Genomic DNA, 18,362 nt, shown 5'->3' on the forward strand with positions numbered 1-18,362 from the left:
GTCTGGACACGCCATCTGCGATGGTCGGTCTGGACACGCCATCTGCGATGGTCGGTCTGGACACGCCATCTGCGATGGTCGGTCTGGACACGCCATCTGCGATGGTCGGTCTGGGGGCATGATGGTCTGCGAAGATCAGCCTGGAGTAGCAGGGTCCCTGTCTATCGGACGGGTGCGGCTCGAAAAACCCCGCGGGAGCGATCCCGCGGGGTTTTTCATGCGTGCCAAGGGGTGACCGATGGCCGGCAGGACCGGCCATCGACTCAGCCGGTTACTTCAGTTCGAAGGTAACGGTGACCTGGACATTGTAGGAATTCTCGCCGGCCTGCACCGGAGCCGCGCCGGCCGCCGCGTCGAACGCCTTGGCGTTGATCGGCATCGGCGCCGGCCTGATGTTCTGATCCGTGATCTCAAGCACCCGGCCGAGACTGACACCCGCCGCCTGGGCCAGCGTCTTGGCCTTGGCCTCGGCGTCGGCGACCGCCTTCTTGCGCGCCTCGGTGACGGTGGCCTCCGGATTGTCGTTGGTGAAGGCAAGGCCGCCGCCCTGGTTGACGCCGAGCGACACCGCCTTGTCGAGGATCTCGCCTGTCTTGTCGACGTCTCGCACCCGCACCGAGAGCGTGTTGGTCACCTGGTAGGCGATGAGTTCGGCGTCCTGGCCGCCGTCCGGCTTGTTGGTGTAGTTGTAGCGGGGGTTAATCTGGATGCCCGCTGTCTGCAGGTCGCGATCCTTGATGCCGGCGGCCTTCATCGCGGCGATCACGGCGGCCATAGCGTCATTGTTGGCGTCGAGTGCGGCGCGCGCCGTCTTGGCTTCGCGCATGACGCTGAGCGTCAGGATCGCCAGATCGGGCGCCACGGTTGCTTCGCCTTCGCCGGACACGATGATGCGGGGCGGCGTCGGCAGATCGGTGGCTCCAGCCATCGCCGGAAAAGCGATTGCAGCGGCGAGCGCGAGGGGCAAAAGATGTCTGGTCATAAAAATCTCCTTGGTCTGCGATCAGGTCGCAGGGGTCGCGTAGAGCGCGATTATGGGTTGATTTGGGCGATCTGCGAAAGCCCGCCGGTAAAGCCTTGTGCCGCGATGCAAAAAACATTAATCCAGCCCGCGTGGGGCCTGTAGCTCAATGGTTAGAGCCGGCGGCTCATAACCGCTTGGTTGGGGGTTCGAGTCCCTCCGGGCCCACCAAAGTTTCCACGTAACCCATTGATTTCGCTATGTTTTTTGAGAGTTGCCCACAATATGGACTCGAACCCCCTCGAGTTTGAAGAACCTCGAAGCGTTTTTTACGCATTTCAAGGACATCGAATCGAGCCAGTCATCGCGAGCGCTGAACTTGAGCGACGACCGTTGTTGCGTTTCGCCGAAATCGGCACTTTTGCATTCAGTCAAGATTAGTAGCCGCGGATGGCCGGCGTTCGTTCCAGAGTATCGGCTGTCTAATGATGTTGATCCTATAGCGCACAACCGTCGGGAGCCTCCCTCTTGCCCGCCGTACACGACTCAAAAAACGTGACCTACATTGATCTGCACGGTCGCGCTGCCAGGGTCTGCCAGTTGAACACGCAAGCGGTCAATCAACCGCGAGATCGTTCCCTGGTCTTCGGCCAGTGCTATCCAATGCTTCTGTATGTGTCCAACCATTCGGTCGTCTGATCGTCTGATTGTGGCCTGTTCCGTATCATTCTGGCGCAGTGTCCAACGTTGGAGAAGAAGAATGAAGCTCATCGCACTTGCTGCCGCCTCTCTTGTCGTTTCTGTCGGAACCGCTCTTGCCGGCAGCGACCACTACGGGTCAGAAAAGGCGACTCCTGCCGACAAGTTGCATACCTCCTCGATCGAGATGGTCGACGGACATGCCAAACATGACGCCGGTCAAACGATAAGAAAGCCCGTCACGCCTAACGACAGATACGGACAGGGTATTTGGGGGCGCTAGCCCAAAAATGACTATGGGCCGCTCGGTCATTCTCTAGACCGAGCGGCCTTCATGCCGATGCTAGGCTTGATCGAGACGCAGCGGCGCTTGCCGCACTCGATAGCCGGGGGATCGTTGAGAAGAATGATGCGATCACCGATTCTGCTCGAGAAAGCTCGGATCGCACGGGGTCCTAGTACTGCACCTGTCATGTGATCGAGCACGCGGCCCAAGGCGGCCTCGTTGCGTTCAGGATTGGAAGCATTGGTTGAGGCTTTGGTCATGAACTGGTGGATCGCTCCTCCTCTCTACATGGCTCTGGTGGGCGTCGCCGGAATTGTTGTCTGGTACGTCATTCCGCAGAGTCTCTCCAACGCAAGGCTGATCGTTCAGATTGCGTTCTTCCTTACAATGTCGGTTCTACTTCTGGACGGGGCCGTCGTCCCGTACGAGCTAACTCGGAGCGGTGAGACAACCACCCGAGCGATACTCTTCGGGGTGGCGAAAGCGCTGTGGTGGGTTCATCTCGCATGGGCGCTGATCGGTTTCGTCCGCATCTTTCTGGTCTTCGAGGGGAAGCCACGCGAGGCACGGCTCTTGCAGGATCTCGTCGTCGGCGTCGTCTATGCTGGAATGCTGCTGTCGGTCCTCGCTTTCGTCTTCGGCGTGCCGGTCGGAACCCTCATCGCCACCTCGGGTGTCTTTGCCATCATGCTGGGACTGGCCCTGCAGAATACGCTAAGCGACGTGTTTTCAGGCGTCGCACTAAACCTCGGCCGCCCCTATGTGCTTGGGGACTGGATCGTCTTGAGTGACGGCACCGAAGGCCGCGTCGTGGAAACCAGCTGGAGATCGACCCAGGTGCTCACCTGGGCCCATAACGTCGTTGCGCCTCCGAACAGCTTTCTGGCCAAGCTTAGGTTGACCAATGTGAGCAAACCAGACGAGAGCCACGGAATCGCTTTCACCATAAGAATCGCGCCCACCAAAATGCCGGCCATCGTGGTGGACGTGATGCGTACAGCCTTGCTGAGCTGCAACTCCATTTTGAAGGAACCGGCGCCCTTGGTGGTTGTTCGGGATTTGAACACCGTGGCGATCGAGATCGATCTGCTTGTTCATGTCGAGAATGTAGGCCGACGAATAGCAGCGAGAAATGAAGTCTTCGATCTCGTCTACCGCCACGCCAAGTCCACCGGCCTGCTGCTTGCAGCACCTCCGTCGTCGATCGCCGTCAGCAAACTGGCGACTGAAGAGACGGCGAGGCCGCCGAGCGTCACCCCGATTGACCTTATAAGGGCCATACCGATTTTTTCGACGCTGACGGACGACGAGCAGGAGGCCCTTGCCGCGACGACCTCGGTTCGCACCTACCGAAAGGGCGACATCATTGCACGAGAGGGAGAGATGCTGCCGTCGCTCATGATCGTTCGAGCAGGCATCATCGCCCGGCAACTGGGCGAGGACGATACTCGCATGCAGGATATCAGTCGTCTCGCGCCCGGCGACTTCTTCGGCGAGACAGGTCTGCTGGCCGGCATTGGCGAGACGTCGACATTGCGAGCGTTGACCCATGTCGTGGTGTACGAAATAGACCAGACAAGCTTCGCTCCTTTGCTGGTCGCCCGGCCCGAAATGGCCGAAGACCTCGCGGCGGTACTGGCGACCGGCATGTCTGCTTCAGGCGAAAGCGGCGCTCCGGAGCAGCAGCACGCGCGCTCGAGATCCGCGCTGATCAAGGCCATTCAGACGGTCCTTCGCGACATTCCGCTCGGACGCCTTTTGGAACACCGGGACGCGGGCCTCGCAAGAAGGGAGGAGGCGATGACCATCCCACGGAGCGACACACCTAGTTCGGGATAAGAAGAATTGCTTTCCCCACGGACGTGGCTACGGAACTTTATGCTGGCGCGCGCGATTCGGCGAAGATCAAATCATAGCGACATCGAGAGGATCTGCCTCATGGTGCCCTCGTGGCCGCCTGCCACCAGGCTGAGGACGGGCAGGTTGTTCTCGTTTCATATGCAGGATGTTGTTGCGTATTTCCGTGGCCTTCGCGTCCATTTGCAAGCGCTCAGCCTTCACAAGGCAGGTCGATCGGTTTGTCCGGCGTCGAGTTGCAACGGTGCTGCCGGCACTCGCAGGATCACGGTCGTGCCAGCCCCCAGGATGCTCTCGATCTCGACGCTTCCGCCGTGCTCCGCGGCGAAATGCTTCACCATCGGCAAGCCGACGCCCCCAAGCCCTTGCCCTTCGTGGTGAAAAATGGCTCGAAGGCACGGGCAATGGTCTGCTGCGTCATTCCGATACCTCTATCGACGATGCGAAGCTCGATAAGAGCGGCATGGCCTTGAACGGCGGCGGCGTCGATCGAGATCAAACCGCCGTCGGGCATTGCGTCACGCGCGTTGAATACGAGATTCAGGACCGCATTCTGCAGGCCCAAGCGATCGCATTTCGCGCGAGGCAGGCCGGATCCGACACGGACCTCAAGCCGGATGTGCGGCTCGCAAGCATGCCGGATGAGGGCCTCGACCTCGGTCAGGCAAGCGCTAACGTTGGTTTCCTCAACCTCGGGATGGCACTCTTGAGCCCTGCTTATCGTCTCCCGGATAAGCGCGCCGGCCCGCTGCAAGGCCGTCCTGGCACTGCCGATCACGGGATCGAGCGCGGGAGCCACCGAGACGTTAGGGTCCCGTGCGATGCGGTTTAGTGCGGATAACGCGATCTGGATAAGATTGCCCAGATCGTGAACGGCGCCGGCTGTCGGCGGCTTCGTGTGCAAGTCGTACCGAGAGGCTTCGGCGGATGAGTCACGGGCATGCCCGCCCGCTGGGTCGGCTTTTGTCTCTGCGCTTACCATCTCAGCCTCGTCTGTTCGGCAACGGCCACTGTCTCCAGGGACGCTATTTCGACGGGCCTTTGCCATCGATTGGATCGAGGAAGAGGGTCGACCATACCGCGGTATATGCCGTGCTGCAGATCTCGTTGGGCTAAGCCGGTTCGATCGGTGGCCAGGACTTTATGGAGGTCGGTCGTCTGCTTGTCCGATTCTGGCCGACAACCAGCGGTATTGGCCTATGCCTCTCATGTGGCGTTTCGCTCTTCAGCCGTCCGCTTCGGCCCCCGCCCACTTACCTGATCGTCTGACCGATCGATGCCTCGTGCGCTGCCCTTTGCCTCTCGTCGGCCAGGACTTCCAGTCTCCGAATGCATACGCCCTAGACCTTCGCATCGGAAGACCGATCCCCCCGTAGAATAGTTCGGCACGCAGGCTCGGAGCATTCTTCCCTGCAACTGGTCACGTCCCGGTCGCAAAGGAGAAGGAAAGTGCAAAAGATTACGAGAATTCTGATGCTCGCCGCGGCGTTTGCCGCTTCGGGTGACGCCATGGGCCAACCCGGGGGCGGGCGGGTCAAGCCGACAATCGTGCTTGTGCATGGCGCCTTCGCCGAGTCGTCGAGCTGGAACGCCGTGATCGCCGACCTCAACAAGGACGGCTACAAAGCCATCGCTGCGGCCAATCCCCTTCGCAGCGTCGCGGGCGATGCAGCGGCGGTTTCGGCCGTCATCCGCTCGATCTCGGGACCGGTCGTACTGGTCGGCCATTCCTATGGCGGGCCTGTCATCACCGAGGCAGCCAACGGAAAGAGCAATGTGAAGGCGCTGGTCTATGTGGCCGGGTTTGCGCCGGAGACCGGCGAGTCCAGCCTCACGCTTTCGGCAAGATTCCCCGGCAGCACGCTGGGCGACGCGCTTCTGCCAGTGGCGCAGCCTGACGGAGGCCAGGACCTCTATATCCGGTCGGAAAAGTTCCACGAGCAGTTCGCGGCCGACATACCGCCGGCCGAGGCCAGCCTGATGGCGGCGACCCAGCGTCCCGTCGCCAAAGCCGCTCTGTCGGAGCCATCCGGCGCCGCTTCATGGAAGACGATCCCCTCGTACGCGATCTATGGCTCAGCCGATCGAAATATCCCGCCTGCGGTCATGAAGTTCATGGCTGAACGCGCGCATGCCGTGAAGACCGTGGTCGTTGGGGGTGCTTCCCACGCAGTGATGGTTTCGCATCCCGACGAGGTCGCCGCGCTCATCGAGGAAGCCGCCTCAGTTCGGTGAAGAGCCGGCTGCCCGCAACGGCCGGCATTCCGTTCCGCAACGCAATTCAGCACGCAAGACAGGAGATTAGATATGAAAATCGTCATCATAGGCGGCACAGGACTCATCGGTTCGAAGACCGTCGAGAGGCTGCGCAAGAAGGGGCATGAAGTGCTCGCTGCTTCACCGAACAGCGGCGTCAACACCGTCACGGGCGAGGGCCTGACGGTAGCTCTCGCCGGAGCGCAGGTCGTCATTGATCTCGCAAATTCGCCTTCGTTCGAGGACAGGGCCGTTCTGGAATTCTTCGAGACCTCCGGACGGAACCTCCTCGCGGCAGGCAAGACGGCCGGCGTCAAACACCACATCGCGCTCTCGATCGTGGGCGCCGAGCGCCTGCCCGATAGCGGCTACCTGCGCGCCAAGATGGCGCAGGAAAAGCTGATCCGGGAGTCTGGAATTCCCTACACCATCGTTCATTCGACGCAATTCTTCGAATTCCTGGGCGGCATCGCCCAGTCGGCAACGGTCGGCGATACCGTAACTCTTCCGTCCGCCTACTTTCAGCCGATCGCATCGGACGACGTGGCCGACGCCATGACGGAAGTCGCGCTCTCCGCCCCGATCAACGGCACCATCGAGATCGCGGGGCCTGAGCCTATCCGCATGAGCGATCTCGTCGCGCGGTTCCTGAGGGCGGCGAACGATCCGCGCAAGGTGATCGGGGATCCCCACGCGCGCTATTTCGGCACGGAACTGGACGACAACTCGCTGGTCCCCGGTGATCATCCACGCATCGGAGCGATCCGTTTCGAGGACTGGTTCGCCCACGCCCCGCTCACACGACCCTGATCCACCGCGGTCGCGCATCGCCCGATGATGCGCCGTCCAGCTTCAACGCGAAAAGAGTGAGCCGATGAAAGACGACTTTTCCTCCTCCGCCGGAGCATCGCGCCGCGACATCTTGTTAGGCGCACTCGCGGTCACCGTGGCAACCGGCCTCTCCATAGCTGCGCCCGCGCAAGCAGGGCGGGCGAAATACCTTCCCTCTCCCAGACCAGACAAAGGACCAATGACGATGAGCACCATTACCACCAAGGACGGCACTGAGATCTATTACAAGGACTGGGGTCCGAGGGATGCCCAACCGATCGTCTTCCACCATGGCTGGCCGCTCAGCGCCGACGACTGGGACGCACAGATGCTTTTCTTCGTCGACCAAGGATATCGCGCCATCGCCCATGACCGGCGCGGGCACGGCCGCTCCGCACAGGTGAGCGACGGTCACGACATGGATCACTATGCTGCCGACGCGGCGGCGGTGATCGAGCATCTCGGCTTGAGGGACGCTATCCATATCGGCCACTCGACCGGCGGCGGGGAAGCGGCCCGCTACGTCGCCCGCCATGGCAAGGCGCGCACCGCGAAGCTCGTCCTCATCGGCGCAGTGCCGCCGATCATGGTAAAGACGCCGGCAAATCCTGGCGGCCTTCCAATCGAGGTGTTCAACGGGCTGCGCAAGTCGCTCGCCGACAACCGGGCGCAATTCTACATCGATTTCCCGTCAGGGCCTTTCTACGGTTTCAACCGGCCGGGCGCGAAAGCGATCCCGGGCGTCATCCAGAACTGGTGGCGGCAGGGCATGATGGGCGGCGCCAAGGCGCACTACGACGGCATCAAGGCCTTCTCGGAAACCGATTTCACCGACGACCTCAGAATCATCGACGTGCCAACTCTCGTTATGCACGGCACGGATGATCAGATCGTGCCGTTCGCGGATTCCGCCCCTTTATCCGCAAAGCTCCTGAAGCACGGTACGCTCAAGGCCTACGAGAACCTGCCGCACGGCATGTGCACGACCCATGCCGAACTGGTGAACAACGACATTCTCGCTTTCCTCAAGTCATAGACTCACGCCGTACCGCCAGCGAGAGCCTGCCGCCGGCCGTCCTCCCCTCCGGCCGGCGGCCCCCAATCACATCAAACCGCGACTGGAGCCAGACAAGTGATCAAGACCTTCCTCTGCAGTGCAGCAACCATAACGATTCTCGCAAGCGGGGCACTTGCCCACGATACGATCGGCGAGAACGTCAAGCTCGTCTACGACCAGCCGCTGCCCAACGTGCCAGGCAAGAGCATGCGCGCCGTATTGGTCGAGTACGAGCCCGGCGGCACCTCCTCGGCACATACGCATCCAAAGTCGGCCTTTATCTACGCGACCGTGCTTGAAGGAGCGATCCGCAGCAAGGTCAACGACGGGCCGGTCACAACTTATCGCGCCGGCGAGAGCTTTTCCGAGTTTCCGGGCGACCGGCACGGCGTCAGCGAGAACGCCAGCACGACTGAGCCTGCCAAGCTGCTAGCCGTGTTCGTCGTCGATACCGACGAGAAGGAACTGACCACACCCTACGGCGAATGAAAGCCTAGTTTTTCCTGGAAAGGTTCGAGCCAGGAGAGGACCGCGCCGCCGGAGCATTCGGCGGTCCGGTCGATAGGATAAGGAGGGCTGCGATGTTTATCGAAAAGTTGCGCGAGCTGACGTCGCCACGTCGTGCCGGCTAGGAGCAAAGCCATGTCCGTATTTGACAACAAGGTCGTCATCGTCACCGGTGGAAGCTCGGGCATCGGGCGCGCCACGGCGATTGGCTTCGCCAGGCAAGGCGCAAAGGTGATGGTAACCGGCCGCCGCGCGACGCCGCTAAAGCAAACGGTCGCCGAGCACCCGAATATTGTCAGCCTCGTCGCCGACGTCGCGAAGCCCGAAGATGCCCCGCGCACCGTCGCCAGGGCAATCGACACATGGGGTCGCCTCGACGTGTTGGTAAACAATGCCGGCGCCGGTGCTCTCCTGCCCCTGCGTGATGCTAGCGCTGAGCAGATCACGAGCATGTTTGCTGCCAATGTCGTCGGTCCTAGCCTACTGGCGGCGGCAGCACTTCCGCATCTGACGGCGACGAAGGGAACAATCATCAACATCTCCAGCACGTTCGGTCACAAGCCCGGTGCTGGCCTCTCCCACTACGCCGCCAGCAAAGCGGCGCTGGAGCATCTGACCCGCTGTTGGGCGCTCGAGCTCGCGCCTGAGGGGTGCGCGTCAACGCCGTTGCTGCCGGCCCGACCGAATCCGGCGCGCTGACGGGCATGATGGGGCTCTCCCCGGAGCATGCTGCCGTTATCGAGGAAGCGGAGCGCGCGCAGATACCGCTCAGACGACGCGGCAGCCCGGACGACGTGGCCAGGTGGATTCTGCATCTCGCCGATCCGGCGTCCGAATGGGTGACCGGGCAGGTCGTCGCCGTCGACGGAGGTCTAGGCCTCACATGATCGCTTATGTCCGATTCTTGACGATGACCGCAGCCGTCACCGGACAATGAACTTCTCGCCCTGCTGCACGAAATCCACTGAGGAGACCAGGAAGATGAACAGCGCCAACAGTCGGGAGCTCGCAGGGATTTCGGTTCCCGACACGCCGTTGGTGCAACGCGCCCTCGACTATGCCCGCGCGGAATGTGAGCCTTATCTTTTCAATCACGTCATCCGGTCCTGGATGTTTGCGGAGCGGATGGGACAGCTTCGCAACATCGATTACGACGCGGAAGTCGTAGCCGTCGGCGCGCTGTTGCACGACCTTACGCTTAACGAGCGCTTCAACGGTCCGCGTCGGTTCGAAGTTGAAGGCGCCGATCTGGCTCGGGTCTTCGCGAGGCAAGCCGGCATCGACGAGCGCCGAGCCCAACTAATCTGGGATAGCGTCGCCCTCAACTCGACACCATCGATCGGTCTCCACAAGGAAACGGAGGTGGCGCTCTGTACTGCCGGGATCTGCCTGGATGTCGTAGGCCTGCAGTATGAGACCATTCCAGCCGCGGAGGTCGCAAGGATCGTCAGCGAGTTCCCGCGGCTCGACATGAAGCGGCGCATGACACGGTGCTTCTGCCACATCGCCGAGACAAGGCCCGAAACGACCTATGACAATTTCGTTCGGGATTTCGGTGAACGCTACGTCCCTGGGTATCGAGTGCCTTCTTCCGTCGACATGGTTTCGAACACACCCTCCGACGAATAGACCGCAAACAAAAATATGGAACGGATCAGGCATTACGTGAGAAGCTGAATCGCCTCAGTCCGGTTGATTCATCGCGTCCACCAATTCGATCTCAGACCTGACCGACGACGGTTCTCTCCGTCGACGCCCAGACCCGTTCAAGCCAAAGTCTTGCCCGCGCCGGCCTCGCGCATCGGAGCGGGCAGTGTTTCCCACGCCCGGATCAGCTCGCCGATGGAGGCCGCCTCCATCTTGCGCATGACATTGCCGCGATGCAGCTTGACGGTGATCTCGCTTATGCCGAGCTCGAACGCGATCTGCTTGTTCAGCCGCCCATGCGCTACTTCACGCAGGACCTGGCGTTCGCGTGGGGTAAGCGTCTCGAGGCGTTCGACATTGCGCATTACCACCGCGGCTTCCGCCCGCCGCCTGGCGTCCATGGCAATGCCCGCAATCACGGCATCAAGCAGCGTTTGGTCCCGCACAGGCTTGGTGAGAAAGTCCACGGCGCCGGCCTTCATCGCCTGGACGGTCATCGGAATGTCACCGTGCCCGGTCAGAAAGATGATGGGCTTGAAGTTGCCGTTTCGAGCCAGGTCATGCTGCAGATCGAGGCCACTTGCTCCAGGCATGCGGACATCGAGGATCAAGCAGCCGGGACTATCCAATATGCCGGCTCCAAGCAATTCGCGGGTCGAGGCAAAGCTGGCTGGCTGGAATCCCGCCGACAGGATCAACTCCGATAGCGCCTCGCGAACAGACGCATCGTCATCGACAACAATGACGACCGGCTGCTCCGCTTCACCTTTCCGCTGCGACAACGGCGCCGATCTGCGCTGCAGCGGTTGGTCAACTCTCATGATTACCCTCCATTTCCCCGTAGCGTAAGGCATTGGCGATCGCCGCAAGCAGGGCTTGACCGTCGAAAGGCTTGCGGAAAAAACCGCTGATACCCTGGGCGCGAAACTGATCCGCTATCTCGTGGCGGCCGGTGATAAGGAACACCGGCAATTCCGGACGAGCCTTCTTCACCAGGTCGCGAAGTTCGAAGCCATCCGTGCCGGGCATTCCGATGTCGGTGATGAGCACGTCCACGCCCGACAGTCCGCAGGCGAGCAGCGATCGCGCCGAAGAGAAGCAACAAGCGACATAGCCCGCGGATTCCAGGAGGTCCTCCAGCGACTCGAGGACTCTGGGATCGTCGTCGACAACCGCCACGACAGGTCGCACCTTGTTCACACTCAGCTCCCTCCCGCTCGTCGAGAGTGGGTAATCGGTATCTCCAATCGTTCCGCCATGCGCACGAGATCGGCGAGCGACGCCGCCATCATTTTCTGCATCACTTTCCTTCTATGGATCTGCAACGTAACCTCGCTGATCCCCAACTCAGCCGCGGCCTGTTTGTTGAGGAGACCGCTCACGACAAGCGGCAGCACGTCGCGCTCGCGCGGCGTGAGCTCTAGATAGCGTTGCCTCAACATGGCGAGTTCGGCGCGCTCCGATCGCCTCTCCCGATCCTGGGCGATCGCCGTCTGGATTGCGGCCATGAGGTCCGCGTCACTGAAAGGCTTTGTCAGGAAGTCCACGGCGCCGTGTTTGATAGCACGCACCGAGGATGGGATGTCGCCGTGCCCTGTTATGAAGACGATCGGCGGATGATCGCCCTCGGCGATTTGCTTCTGCAGATCGAGGCCGTTGATGTCCGGCAATTCCACGTCGAGGATGAGGCAGGCGGGGACGTCCGGCTTGTCCGCCAGGACATAGTCGCCGGCCGATCCGAACGCGATGGCGCGCATGCCATGCGACTCTAGTAGCTCACCAAGCGCTTCCCGGATGCGCACGTCGTCATCGACGATGAAGACCATGTGATTGCGGGTCGTCATGCTGCCGCTTTCATTTCAACGGGCATTGTGAAGACGAACGTCGTTCCGTGCGGCTCGTTCTTCTCCACCCACAACCGTCCGCCGTGCGACTCGACGATCGAACGGCAGATCGCGAGCCCCATGCCCATGCCGTGCTCTTTCGTCGTAAAGAACGGCTCGAATATTCGGTCGGGAAACTCGATGCCCGGGCCACGATCGCTGATTTCGATCTGGATCGCATCCCTTATCCGGCGCACGCGAAGTCCAAGAGCTCTGTCGCCCGCAACAGAGTCCATCGCGTCCATGCCATTGCGGATGAGGTTCACCAGAACCTGCTGAATCTGCACCCGATCGAGCGCGACAATAGGAAGGTCGCTTTCGACATCGATGTCCATACGAACACGACGCCGCGCCGCCTCTTCAGCGATGAGGTCGCGCGCCTCCGCGATGACGCTGCCGAGTGTTGTGTAGGCCATCGCGTCTGCGGACTGCTTGAATAAGGCGCGGATGCGGCTGACGACATCCGCCGCCGAGTTGGCATCCCGGATAATGCGCTCCACCGTCTTCTGCGCCCGCTCGATATTTGGCGGTTCGGCCGTGAGCCAGCGCTGGCAGGCATACGAGTTGGCGACGACAGCCGCCAGAGGCTGGTTCACCTCATGCGCGATAGAGGCCGAAAGCTCGGCAAGACTCGCCGCCTGGCTCGCACGTGCAAGTCTCTCTTGCGCCAGACGCAGCTCTTCTTGCGCTCGAACTTCACCGTCGATGTCCAGGCAGACGACGTTCCACTGAACAATCGCCCCTTCGGCATTGCGCATCGGCGCTGCGCGCATATCGACCCAGCAATATTCGCCATCGAAGCGCCGCAGACGGTGCCTCCGCGCATACGGTTCGCCAGTGGCCAACGAATGAGCATAGTTCGTTTTGACACCCGCCAAATCGTCAGGATGAACACTTTCGTCGAGCGTGCCGGCCAGGCGGGACTTTCCCTTGCCGTCCAGTGACTCCAACTCATATCCGAGGAATTCGCGGAGCTGACGGCTGCGATATATCGGCTCGCCATTCGGCGCGGCGCAATCGATCATCACCGGCAGCGTTTCAACCAGCTGCCACAGCGAACGTTCTCTCTCGCGCAGCGCCACCTGTGCGCGCATCTCATCGTCGATGTCGATGGAAACCTGGTACCAGCGCACGATCGTTCCGTCTCGATCGCGCAGAGGCTCGCAACGCCCCTCTATCCAGCGATAATTGCCGTCCTTCCAACGCCGGCGATATCGCATGATGAAGGAGTTGCCAGTTTTGAGGCAGTTGGCCGACGTAGCGAGCACCTCGGGAGCATCTTCGGGGTGAACCAGCTCTTGCGCCACCCTGGTGAAATCTTCGAAGTTCGCCCCGGAGATGCCGAGATCCTCCAAAGACCGCCTGTTGACGTAGGCCAACTTGCCATCGGGCGTCCAGCTCCAGATGTGGACCGGCAAGGCATCGACAAGCTGCTGAAGTTCGCGCTCTCTTTCGCGCAACGCCTCCTGCGCTCGCATCTCGTCTTCGATGTCGATTGAAGCCATGTACCATTGCACGATCGCGCCATCGGCATCCCGTAGCGGCTGCGCTCGTGCTTCTATCCAGCGGTAGACGCCATCCTTCTCGCGCCGACGAAACCGGTTCACAAAAGGCTGGCCGGTCGCAAAGCCATTCGATGCCCTCCGGAACATTGTCGGAAAATCTTCAGGGTGGGCCAGGTCCCGAGCCAGGGCATCGAAGTCCTCGATGTGCGTGGGTGGTGAACCGACCTTCTCCAGATATCGCTTGCTGGTGTAGGTGATCCTGCCTGAAGGGGCGAAGCTCAGGATATTCACGGGCACGGCGTCAATCATTTGCTCCAGCTGCCGCTTGCCCTTCCGCAGCGCTTCTTCGGCCTTCACTTGGTCGTCGATGTCGTGCGAAAGACCGTACCATTGGACGACGGCCCCATCCTCGTTTCGCATCGGTTCCGCACGACCCGACATCCAGCGAAAGACACCGTCGACGCGACGCAGGCGGTAGTTCAGGGAGAAGCTCTCGCCGGTGATGATGGAGTGGTTGAGGGCAGCTTCCAGCTTGGCCGCGTCGTCGGGATGTACGATCGCCGCTATGGCGGCTGTCAGACCATTTCCTGCCGCATTCTCGTATTCTCCTACATCGAGACCGAGAAACTCGACCATTCGCTTGCTGAAGAAGACCGGCTCGCCCGACGCAGATAGGCGCCAGAGGAAGCTCGGCACCATATCGACAAGTTGTGAGAGTTCCCGCTCCCGGTCGCGCAAAGCTTGCTGCGCGCGCATCTCGTCGTCGATGTCGATGGAAATTGCATACCACTGCACGATTGCGCCGCCGTGATCACGCAGCGGCTCACCGCGTCCATCCACCCAGCGGTACGCGCCATCCGCACGGCGCATGCGATACTTCATGGAGTATGGCTCGCCGGTAACCAGGGAATGGCGGACGGTCTCCAGGAGGCGCGCCGCATCTTCGGGATGGACGAGAGATTGTATCGCCGCCGTCAGCCGGCTCATCGCCGGCTTGTCCAAATCCGCCACGCCGTCCAAACCGAAGAAGTCAAGCAAGCGCTTGTTGAAGAAGGTCGGCTCGCCTTCAGGCGTCAGACGCCTGATCTGGACTGGGACCATGTCGACGAGCTGAGAAAGTTCCCGCTCACGGCCACGCAGCGCCGTCACGGTTTTCTTGTAGACGTCATTGTCAAGCGCGATGCCATACCATCCCGCGACACGACCATGACTGTCGCGTGCTGGTCGCGCGGCGGTTCGAGCCCAGACATAGAGGCCGTTCGCGCGCCGAAAGCGAAACTCGACATTGAAGGGATCGCCTGTCCTGAGACAGTGGCGCCAAGTGGCTGCGATCTGCTCGTAGTCGTCCGGGTGAAGTACGCGCTTCCAGGCAGTATGCCCCTCGTGCAAAGAAGCGTTCAAATCTTCCAGCGTCACGCCAAGAGAGTTCTGCGCAAACGGATGCAGGTAAATCCATCTGCCGGCCGCATCGAATGCCCATCCGTTTCCGAATATGCTCTCAACGATCTTCGCCGATCGAATTGGTTCAGCGTCGTTTCCGACCGACGGGTCCAACTCTGCCGAGGTGGGCGGCTCCCTGTCCGTCACCAGATCGTCAATATCGACACTCACACTGTATCCTGGCTCTGACCGCGTCTCATTCCAACGATAACTGCCGTCGGCTTGGAGTTGCCGGTGTCTCGTCACCTGAGGAACGCCCGTCCAGAAGGCGCGGGCGGCAGCGTGAGCTGCGGCAGTCCGGTCATCTGGATGGACAAGGTTCAGTGAATGCGGAGCGTCGGAAACGGCTTTGCTTTCGAGCGCATCACTGATGACGTCAGCGAATTGTTCCTTGGCTGCGGACGGAATATCGCCATCAATCAGTGCGCCGTACCATGCAAGGATACGACCTGTGCTATCGCGCAACGGCTGCCCCGAGCTCCTGCTCCAACCGTAAGCACCTCTAGCGCGCAATATGCGATGCTCCATATTGTAATGGTCACCCGTTTGCAGGCAGCGGCGCCACATTGCGACGGCGCCGTCGTAATCGTCTGGATGGATCAGCCGCTTCCAACCCACCGCGCCCCCTTCCGAAGGCAAATTGAGTTCCTCTAGCGTTGTGCCGAGAAGCGTCAGCGTACCAGGCGTCACGTAGGTGAATTTGCCCGAGGCGTCTGTCGCCCACGCGTTGCCGACCACGCCTTCGATGATCCGAGCCGCTCGCAACGCTTCGGAGTTGGTTCCGCCAATGGACTTAAACGCTGTCGTCATTGTCTTCTCCTACCGGGCAAAGAAAGCCGGAGACCGTCAGCGCCTTGTGTAGCACTCATCCTTGGATATCTGGGTGGCGAATTGGCTTGCCAGCTTAACTTGACCATGCCTCGGCCGCACCTCATGGAAATCCATGAGATATGGCCGGTCCGGCATTGCGGACAGGGCTGCCAGACGTCCCGAGTGAAGATCCAAGCAGCCAGGGTGAAGGGATACTGAAGGGCAAGCAGTTGGTCGCGACCTTGTCTAAGCGGGTCGCCATTTGCTGGCAAAAGAAGCCGACGCGTCGGTCGTTTATTTCGATGCCCCCGCAACCTATCCCGTGGTGTGGCTCGCCCTCTCCCTCGACACAATCGACCGCAAACACGCCTCGATATACGTCGTCGATGCCGCGTCTAAAGCGGCGGTCAGCAGGAGATAATCATGAACCTGGACAAAACCTCACACCCCGACAGAACGGGGCCTGAAGAGCTGGTTCCGTCGCGCTATGCGGTGCGGGTCGGCGAGATTGACGTGCTGGTGGTCAGCGATGGGGTGCTGCCGCTTCCAACCAAGATGTTGGGGCACAACGCCGACCCGGCCGCGCGTGCGGCCTGGCTGAACGACATGTTCCTGCCCCTGGACGCTTTCGACTGGGCGTTGAACGCAGTCGTGGTGCGCAGCGGCGGGCAGACCATACTCATCGACGCTGGGCTGGGATTGGACCCGGAGTTGAACTTGCCGCGGGCCGGGCAGTTGACCAAGCGACTGGAGGCCGCCGGCATCGATCTTGGATCCGTAACCGACGTGGTCCTTACCCACATGCACATGGACCACGTTGGCGGGCTGCTCGTCGACGGGGTGAAAGACCGCCTGCGTCCGGACCTGCGGATCCATGTGGCGGCCGCCGAGGTCAAATTCTGGGAGTCGCCCGATTTCTCCCAGGTCTCAATGCCGCCCGGTTTCCCGGACGCGCTTCGGGCAACCGCCAAGCAGTTCCGGAAGGAGTATGAGAGCAAGCTGCGGCTATTCGATGAAGAATCCGAGGTGGCGCCGGGCGTGGTCGTCTCCCGAACGGGCGGCCACACTCCCGGGCACAGCATCGTCCGCGTGGCGTCCGGCAAAGACCGGCTGATGTTTGCCGGCGACGCCGTGTTCGCGGTCGGATTCGAACACCCCAACTGGCACAACGGTTTCGAGCACGACCCCGAGGAGGCAGCTCGCGTCCGGGCCCGACTTTTGCGAGAGCTGGCGGAGACCGGAGAGCTGCTGGTGGCCACGCATATGCCGTTCCCCTCCGTCGGCCATGTGGCGATGGACGGCGATGTCTTTCGTTGGGTGCCGGTCTTCTGGGATTACTGACCTCTTGTTGGGTTAGGGCTATAGGGCGCGTACTCATTGCGTTAATGAGTTCGCGCCCTTGTGTCTGCTTTTTTTGCGCCAGAACTCGCCAATCCGCAGGTGGCTCCGAATGAGACGTTTGACGCCTAGTGTCGGTGTCGATCCCCGGCGCGATGGTCGCGGAGCCATAAGGAACGATACGGAAAGAATGTTTGCCATGTGCCCGCGAAAAACATAACAAAAACAAACAATCGATGACACCCTCCGGGCCCACCATAACCATTGATTTCGTTGATGAAAACTGGCCTCGGCCCAAAATGTTTTGGGCCCGTTATGGGCCCGGGTATGCTGTGGCGGTCACCTTTTGTTCCAGATCGATCCGATCACTTGACGACTCGCACGGCCGCTCGTCGCTTCATGGCGTCGCGTTTGGCTTCGCGCTCATTGATCGCACGAGCGATGTCGACCGCGATCCGCTTCTTGTTTGCCTTACGCACGTAGTCGTCCGTTACGGTCATAGAGGAATGCCCCATTGCCTCCATGATGGCGTGCGCCTGAACGTTGCATTCCGCGAGGTATGTGCCGAAGGTACGGCGCAAACCGTGAAGCGTGTACCCGTCGGGAATGAGATGGGTGTTATGATAGTAGAGCTAGAGCTAGAGCTAGAGCTAGAGCTAGAGCTAGAGCTAGAGCTAGAGCTAGAGCTAGAGCGCTACCGCCTTTCCCCACTCATCGAGCTGCCAATTCAAAGATTCGGTACTACGGCTGAACGCAGTGAGCCTTGCGGCCGATGTCATTGATCGAGTGCATTCCCTAGGCTCGACCGCGGCCTATGCCAAACGGGCTTTCCGTGACTGGGTTCATCGAGCACAGGCAATACATAGTCGAGCATGGCGCCAGGCACCGCCTTCGGCCTGGCGGCGAAGCCTTCCTGCGGCTGTGCTTCCACCGCCGCCTCGACCAGGTCGAGGAAGCCGTGCACCGGCTGGCGAAATGGATGGAGACTGTTTGACCAAGCGGCGGCTTTAGCCGCTCGCCGTCAACCGCCCGATTTGGGCACCAATAGCGGAATGATCCGGTCGCTCTTGGCGACCGAAGGCCGGCCTGCCGAGCCGTAAGGAATGCCGAGCGCGTCCCATGTCTCGACCAGCGCGTCCTGCAGTTCGGCGATCAGCGCGTCGGAATGGAACGGCGTCGGTGTGATGCGCAGCCGCTCGGTGCCCCGGGGCACCGTCGGGTAGTTGATCGGCTGGATGTAGATGCCGTGCACGCCGAGCAGGCGGTCGCTCGCCATCTTGCAGAG

At 61.1% G+C, this 18,362-nt stretch carries 18 protein-coding genes, 1 tRNA gene and 2 pseudogenes; 11 read left to right on the forward strand and 10 right to left on the reverse strand.

Annotated features, from left to right (window positions below; all coding sequences use genetic code 11):
• Positions 1–271: 271 nt before the first annotated feature.
• Positions 272–982, reverse strand: coding sequence for an SIMPL domain-containing protein (locus FJ941_RS28400; protein WP_140510860.1), 711 nt, complete (start codon positions 980–982; stop codon positions 272–274).
• 134 nt (positions 983–1,116) lie between these two features.
• On the opposite strand from FJ941_RS28400, the gene FJ941_RS28405 reads away from it, so the two are divergent.
• Both FJ941_RS28405 and FJ941_RS28410 read left to right on the forward strand, forming a co-directional pair.
• Positions 1,117–1,192 (forward strand) — tRNA-Ile (locus tag FJ941_RS28405).
• 529 nt (positions 1,193–1,721) lie between these two features.
• A complete protein-coding gene (locus FJ941_RS28410; RefSeq protein ID WP_140510862.1) occupies positions 1,722–1,943 on the forward strand; it encodes a DUF680 domain-containing protein in 222 nt (73 codons plus the stop codon).
• A 26-nt stretch (positions 1,944–1,969) separates the two neighbouring features.
• Here the strand turns inward: FJ941_RS28410 and FJ941_RS28415 are convergent, their stop codons facing one another.
• Positions 1,970–2,206, reverse strand: coding sequence for a hypothetical protein (locus tag FJ941_RS28415; protein WP_140510864.1), 237 nt, complete (start codon positions 2,204–2,206; stop codon positions 1,970–1,972).
• On the opposite strand from FJ941_RS28415, the gene FJ941_RS28420 reads away from it, so the two are divergent.
• The gene (locus FJ941_RS28420; RefSeq protein ID WP_140510865.1) at positions 2,205–3,785 is read left to right on the forward strand and encodes a mechanosensitive ion channel family protein; all 1,581 of its coding nucleotides are present in this window, start codon (positions 2,205–2,207) and stop codon (positions 3,783–3,785) included. The two genes, FJ941_RS28415 and FJ941_RS28420, sit on opposite strands and share 2 nt — an antisense overlap.
• A 218-nt stretch (positions 3,786–4,003) precedes the next feature.
• Here FJ941_RS28420 and FJ941_RS29765 read toward each other — a convergent pair whose 3' ends face one another.
• Together FJ941_RS29765 and FJ941_RS28425 are read right to left on the reverse strand one after the other, a co-directional pair.
• Positions 4,004–4,144: a hypothetical protein gene (locus FJ941_RS29765; protein ID WP_348640763.1), complete on the reverse strand. Its 141-nt coding sequence runs from the start codon at positions 4,142–4,144 to the stop codon at positions 4,004–4,006.
• On the reverse strand, positions 4,138–4,707 hold the full coding sequence (locus tag FJ941_RS28425) for an ATP-binding protein (protein ID WP_246674057.1): 570 nt from the start codon (positions 4,705–4,707) through the stop codon (positions 4,138–4,140). Before FJ941_RS28425 ends, FJ941_RS29765 begins: the two co-directional genes overlap by 7 nt.
• A gap of 605 nt (positions 4,708–5,312) precedes the next feature.
• Here FJ941_RS28425 and FJ941_RS28430 point away from each other — a divergent pair.
• From FJ941_RS28430 to FJ941_RS28455, 6 genes and pseudogenes are all read left to right on the forward strand, one after another.
• Entirely contained in the window at positions 5,313–6,038 is a 726-nt protein-coding gene (locus tag FJ941_RS28430; RefSeq protein ID WP_246674058.1) for an alpha/beta hydrolase, read from the forward strand.
• Between the two features lie 72 nt (positions 6,039–6,110).
• The gene (locus tag FJ941_RS28435) at positions 6,111–6,869 is read left to right on the forward strand and encodes an SDR family oxidoreductase (protein ID WP_140510867.1); all 759 of its coding nucleotides are present in this window, start codon (positions 6,111–6,113) and stop codon (positions 6,867–6,869) included.
• Positions 6,870–7,095: 226 nt separating this feature from the next.
• Positions 7,096–7,926 carry an alpha/beta hydrolase gene (locus tag FJ941_RS28440; protein WP_181166101.1) on the forward strand — a complete coding sequence of 277 codons (831 nt, stop codon included), beginning with the start codon at positions 7,096–7,098 and terminating at the stop codon, positions 7,924–7,926.
• 129 nt (positions 7,927–8,055) lie between these two features.
• Positions 8,056–8,436, forward strand: coding sequence for a cupin domain-containing protein (locus FJ941_RS28445; RefSeq protein ID WP_246674060.1), 381 nt, complete (start codon positions 8,056–8,058; stop codon positions 8,434–8,436).
• Positions 8,437–8,589: 153 nt separating this feature from the next.
• Positions 8,590–9,341 (forward strand): annotated as a pseudogene (locus FJ941_RS28450) (SDR family oxidoreductase).
• Between the two features lie 94 nt (positions 9,342–9,435).
• Positions 9,436–10,083 (forward strand): hypothetical protein, encoded by a 648-nt coding sequence (locus tag FJ941_RS28455; protein ID WP_140510871.1) that lies wholly within the window; start codon positions 9,436–9,438, stop codon positions 10,081–10,083.
• Between the two features lie 137 nt (positions 10,084–10,220).
• On the opposite strand, the gene FJ941_RS28460 is transcribed toward FJ941_RS28455, so the two are convergent.
• Genes FJ941_RS28460 through FJ941_RS28475 form a run of 4 tightly spaced genes read right to left on the reverse strand, consistent with a single transcriptional unit; the run spans position 10,221 to position 15,739 of the window.
• Entirely contained in the window at positions 10,221–10,922 is a 702-nt protein-coding gene (locus FJ941_RS28460; RefSeq protein WP_140510873.1) for a response regulator transcription factor, read from the reverse strand.
• On the reverse strand, positions 10,912–11,301 hold the full coding sequence (locus FJ941_RS28465; protein ID WP_140510875.1) for a response regulator: 390 nt from the start codon (positions 11,299–11,301) through the stop codon (positions 10,912–10,914). The genes FJ941_RS28460 and FJ941_RS28465 overlap by 11 nt, the downstream gene beginning before the upstream one ends.
• Positions 11,302–11,303: 2 nt before the next feature.
• Complete coding sequence (locus tag FJ941_RS28470) at positions 11,304–11,945, reverse strand: response regulator (protein ID WP_140510877.1); 642 nt, start codon at positions 11,943–11,945, stop codon at positions 11,304–11,306.
• Positions 11,942–15,739 carry a PAS domain-containing protein gene (locus FJ941_RS28475; RefSeq protein ID WP_140510879.1) on the reverse strand — a complete coding sequence of 1,266 codons (3,798 nt, stop codon included), beginning with the start codon at positions 15,737–15,739 and terminating at the stop codon, positions 11,942–11,944. Before FJ941_RS28475 ends, FJ941_RS28470 begins: the two co-directional genes overlap by 4 nt.
• 423 nt (positions 15,740–16,162) lie before the next feature.
• On the opposite strand from FJ941_RS28475, the gene FJ941_RS28480 reads away from it, so the two are divergent.
• Positions 16,163–17,080 carry an MBL fold metallo-hydrolase gene (locus FJ941_RS28480; RefSeq protein WP_140510881.1) on the forward strand — a complete coding sequence of 306 codons (918 nt, stop codon included), beginning with the start codon at positions 16,163–16,165 and terminating at the stop codon, positions 17,078–17,080.
• 362 nt (positions 17,081–17,442) lie between these two features.
• Here FJ941_RS28480 and FJ941_RS29725 read toward each other — a convergent pair whose 3' ends face one another.
• Positions 17,443–17,658 carry a hypothetical protein gene (locus FJ941_RS29725; protein ID WP_246678398.1) on the reverse strand — a complete coding sequence of 72 codons (216 nt, stop codon included), beginning with the start codon at positions 17,656–17,658 and terminating at the stop codon, positions 17,443–17,445.
• A gap of 291 nt (positions 17,659–17,949) precedes the next feature.
• Here FJ941_RS29725 and FJ941_RS28490 point away from each other — a divergent pair.
• Positions 17,950–18,071: pseudogene (locus tag FJ941_RS28490) on the forward strand (aspartate aminotransferase); the annotation flags it as partial.
• A gap of 27 nt (positions 18,072–18,098) precedes the next feature.
• On the opposite strand, the gene FJ941_RS28495 reads toward FJ941_RS28490, so the two are convergent.
• Positions 18,099–18,362: aminotransferase class I/II-fold pyridoxal phosphate-dependent enzyme (locus FJ941_RS28495; protein WP_140510883.1), on the reverse strand; the 264-nt coding region annotated here is incomplete at its 5' end.

It is taken from the genome of Mesorhizobium sp. B2-3-13, assembly GCF_006442195.1.
Lineage (GTDB): Bacteria > Pseudomonadota > Alphaproteobacteria > Rhizobiales > Rhizobiaceae > Mesorhizobium > Mesorhizobium salmacidum.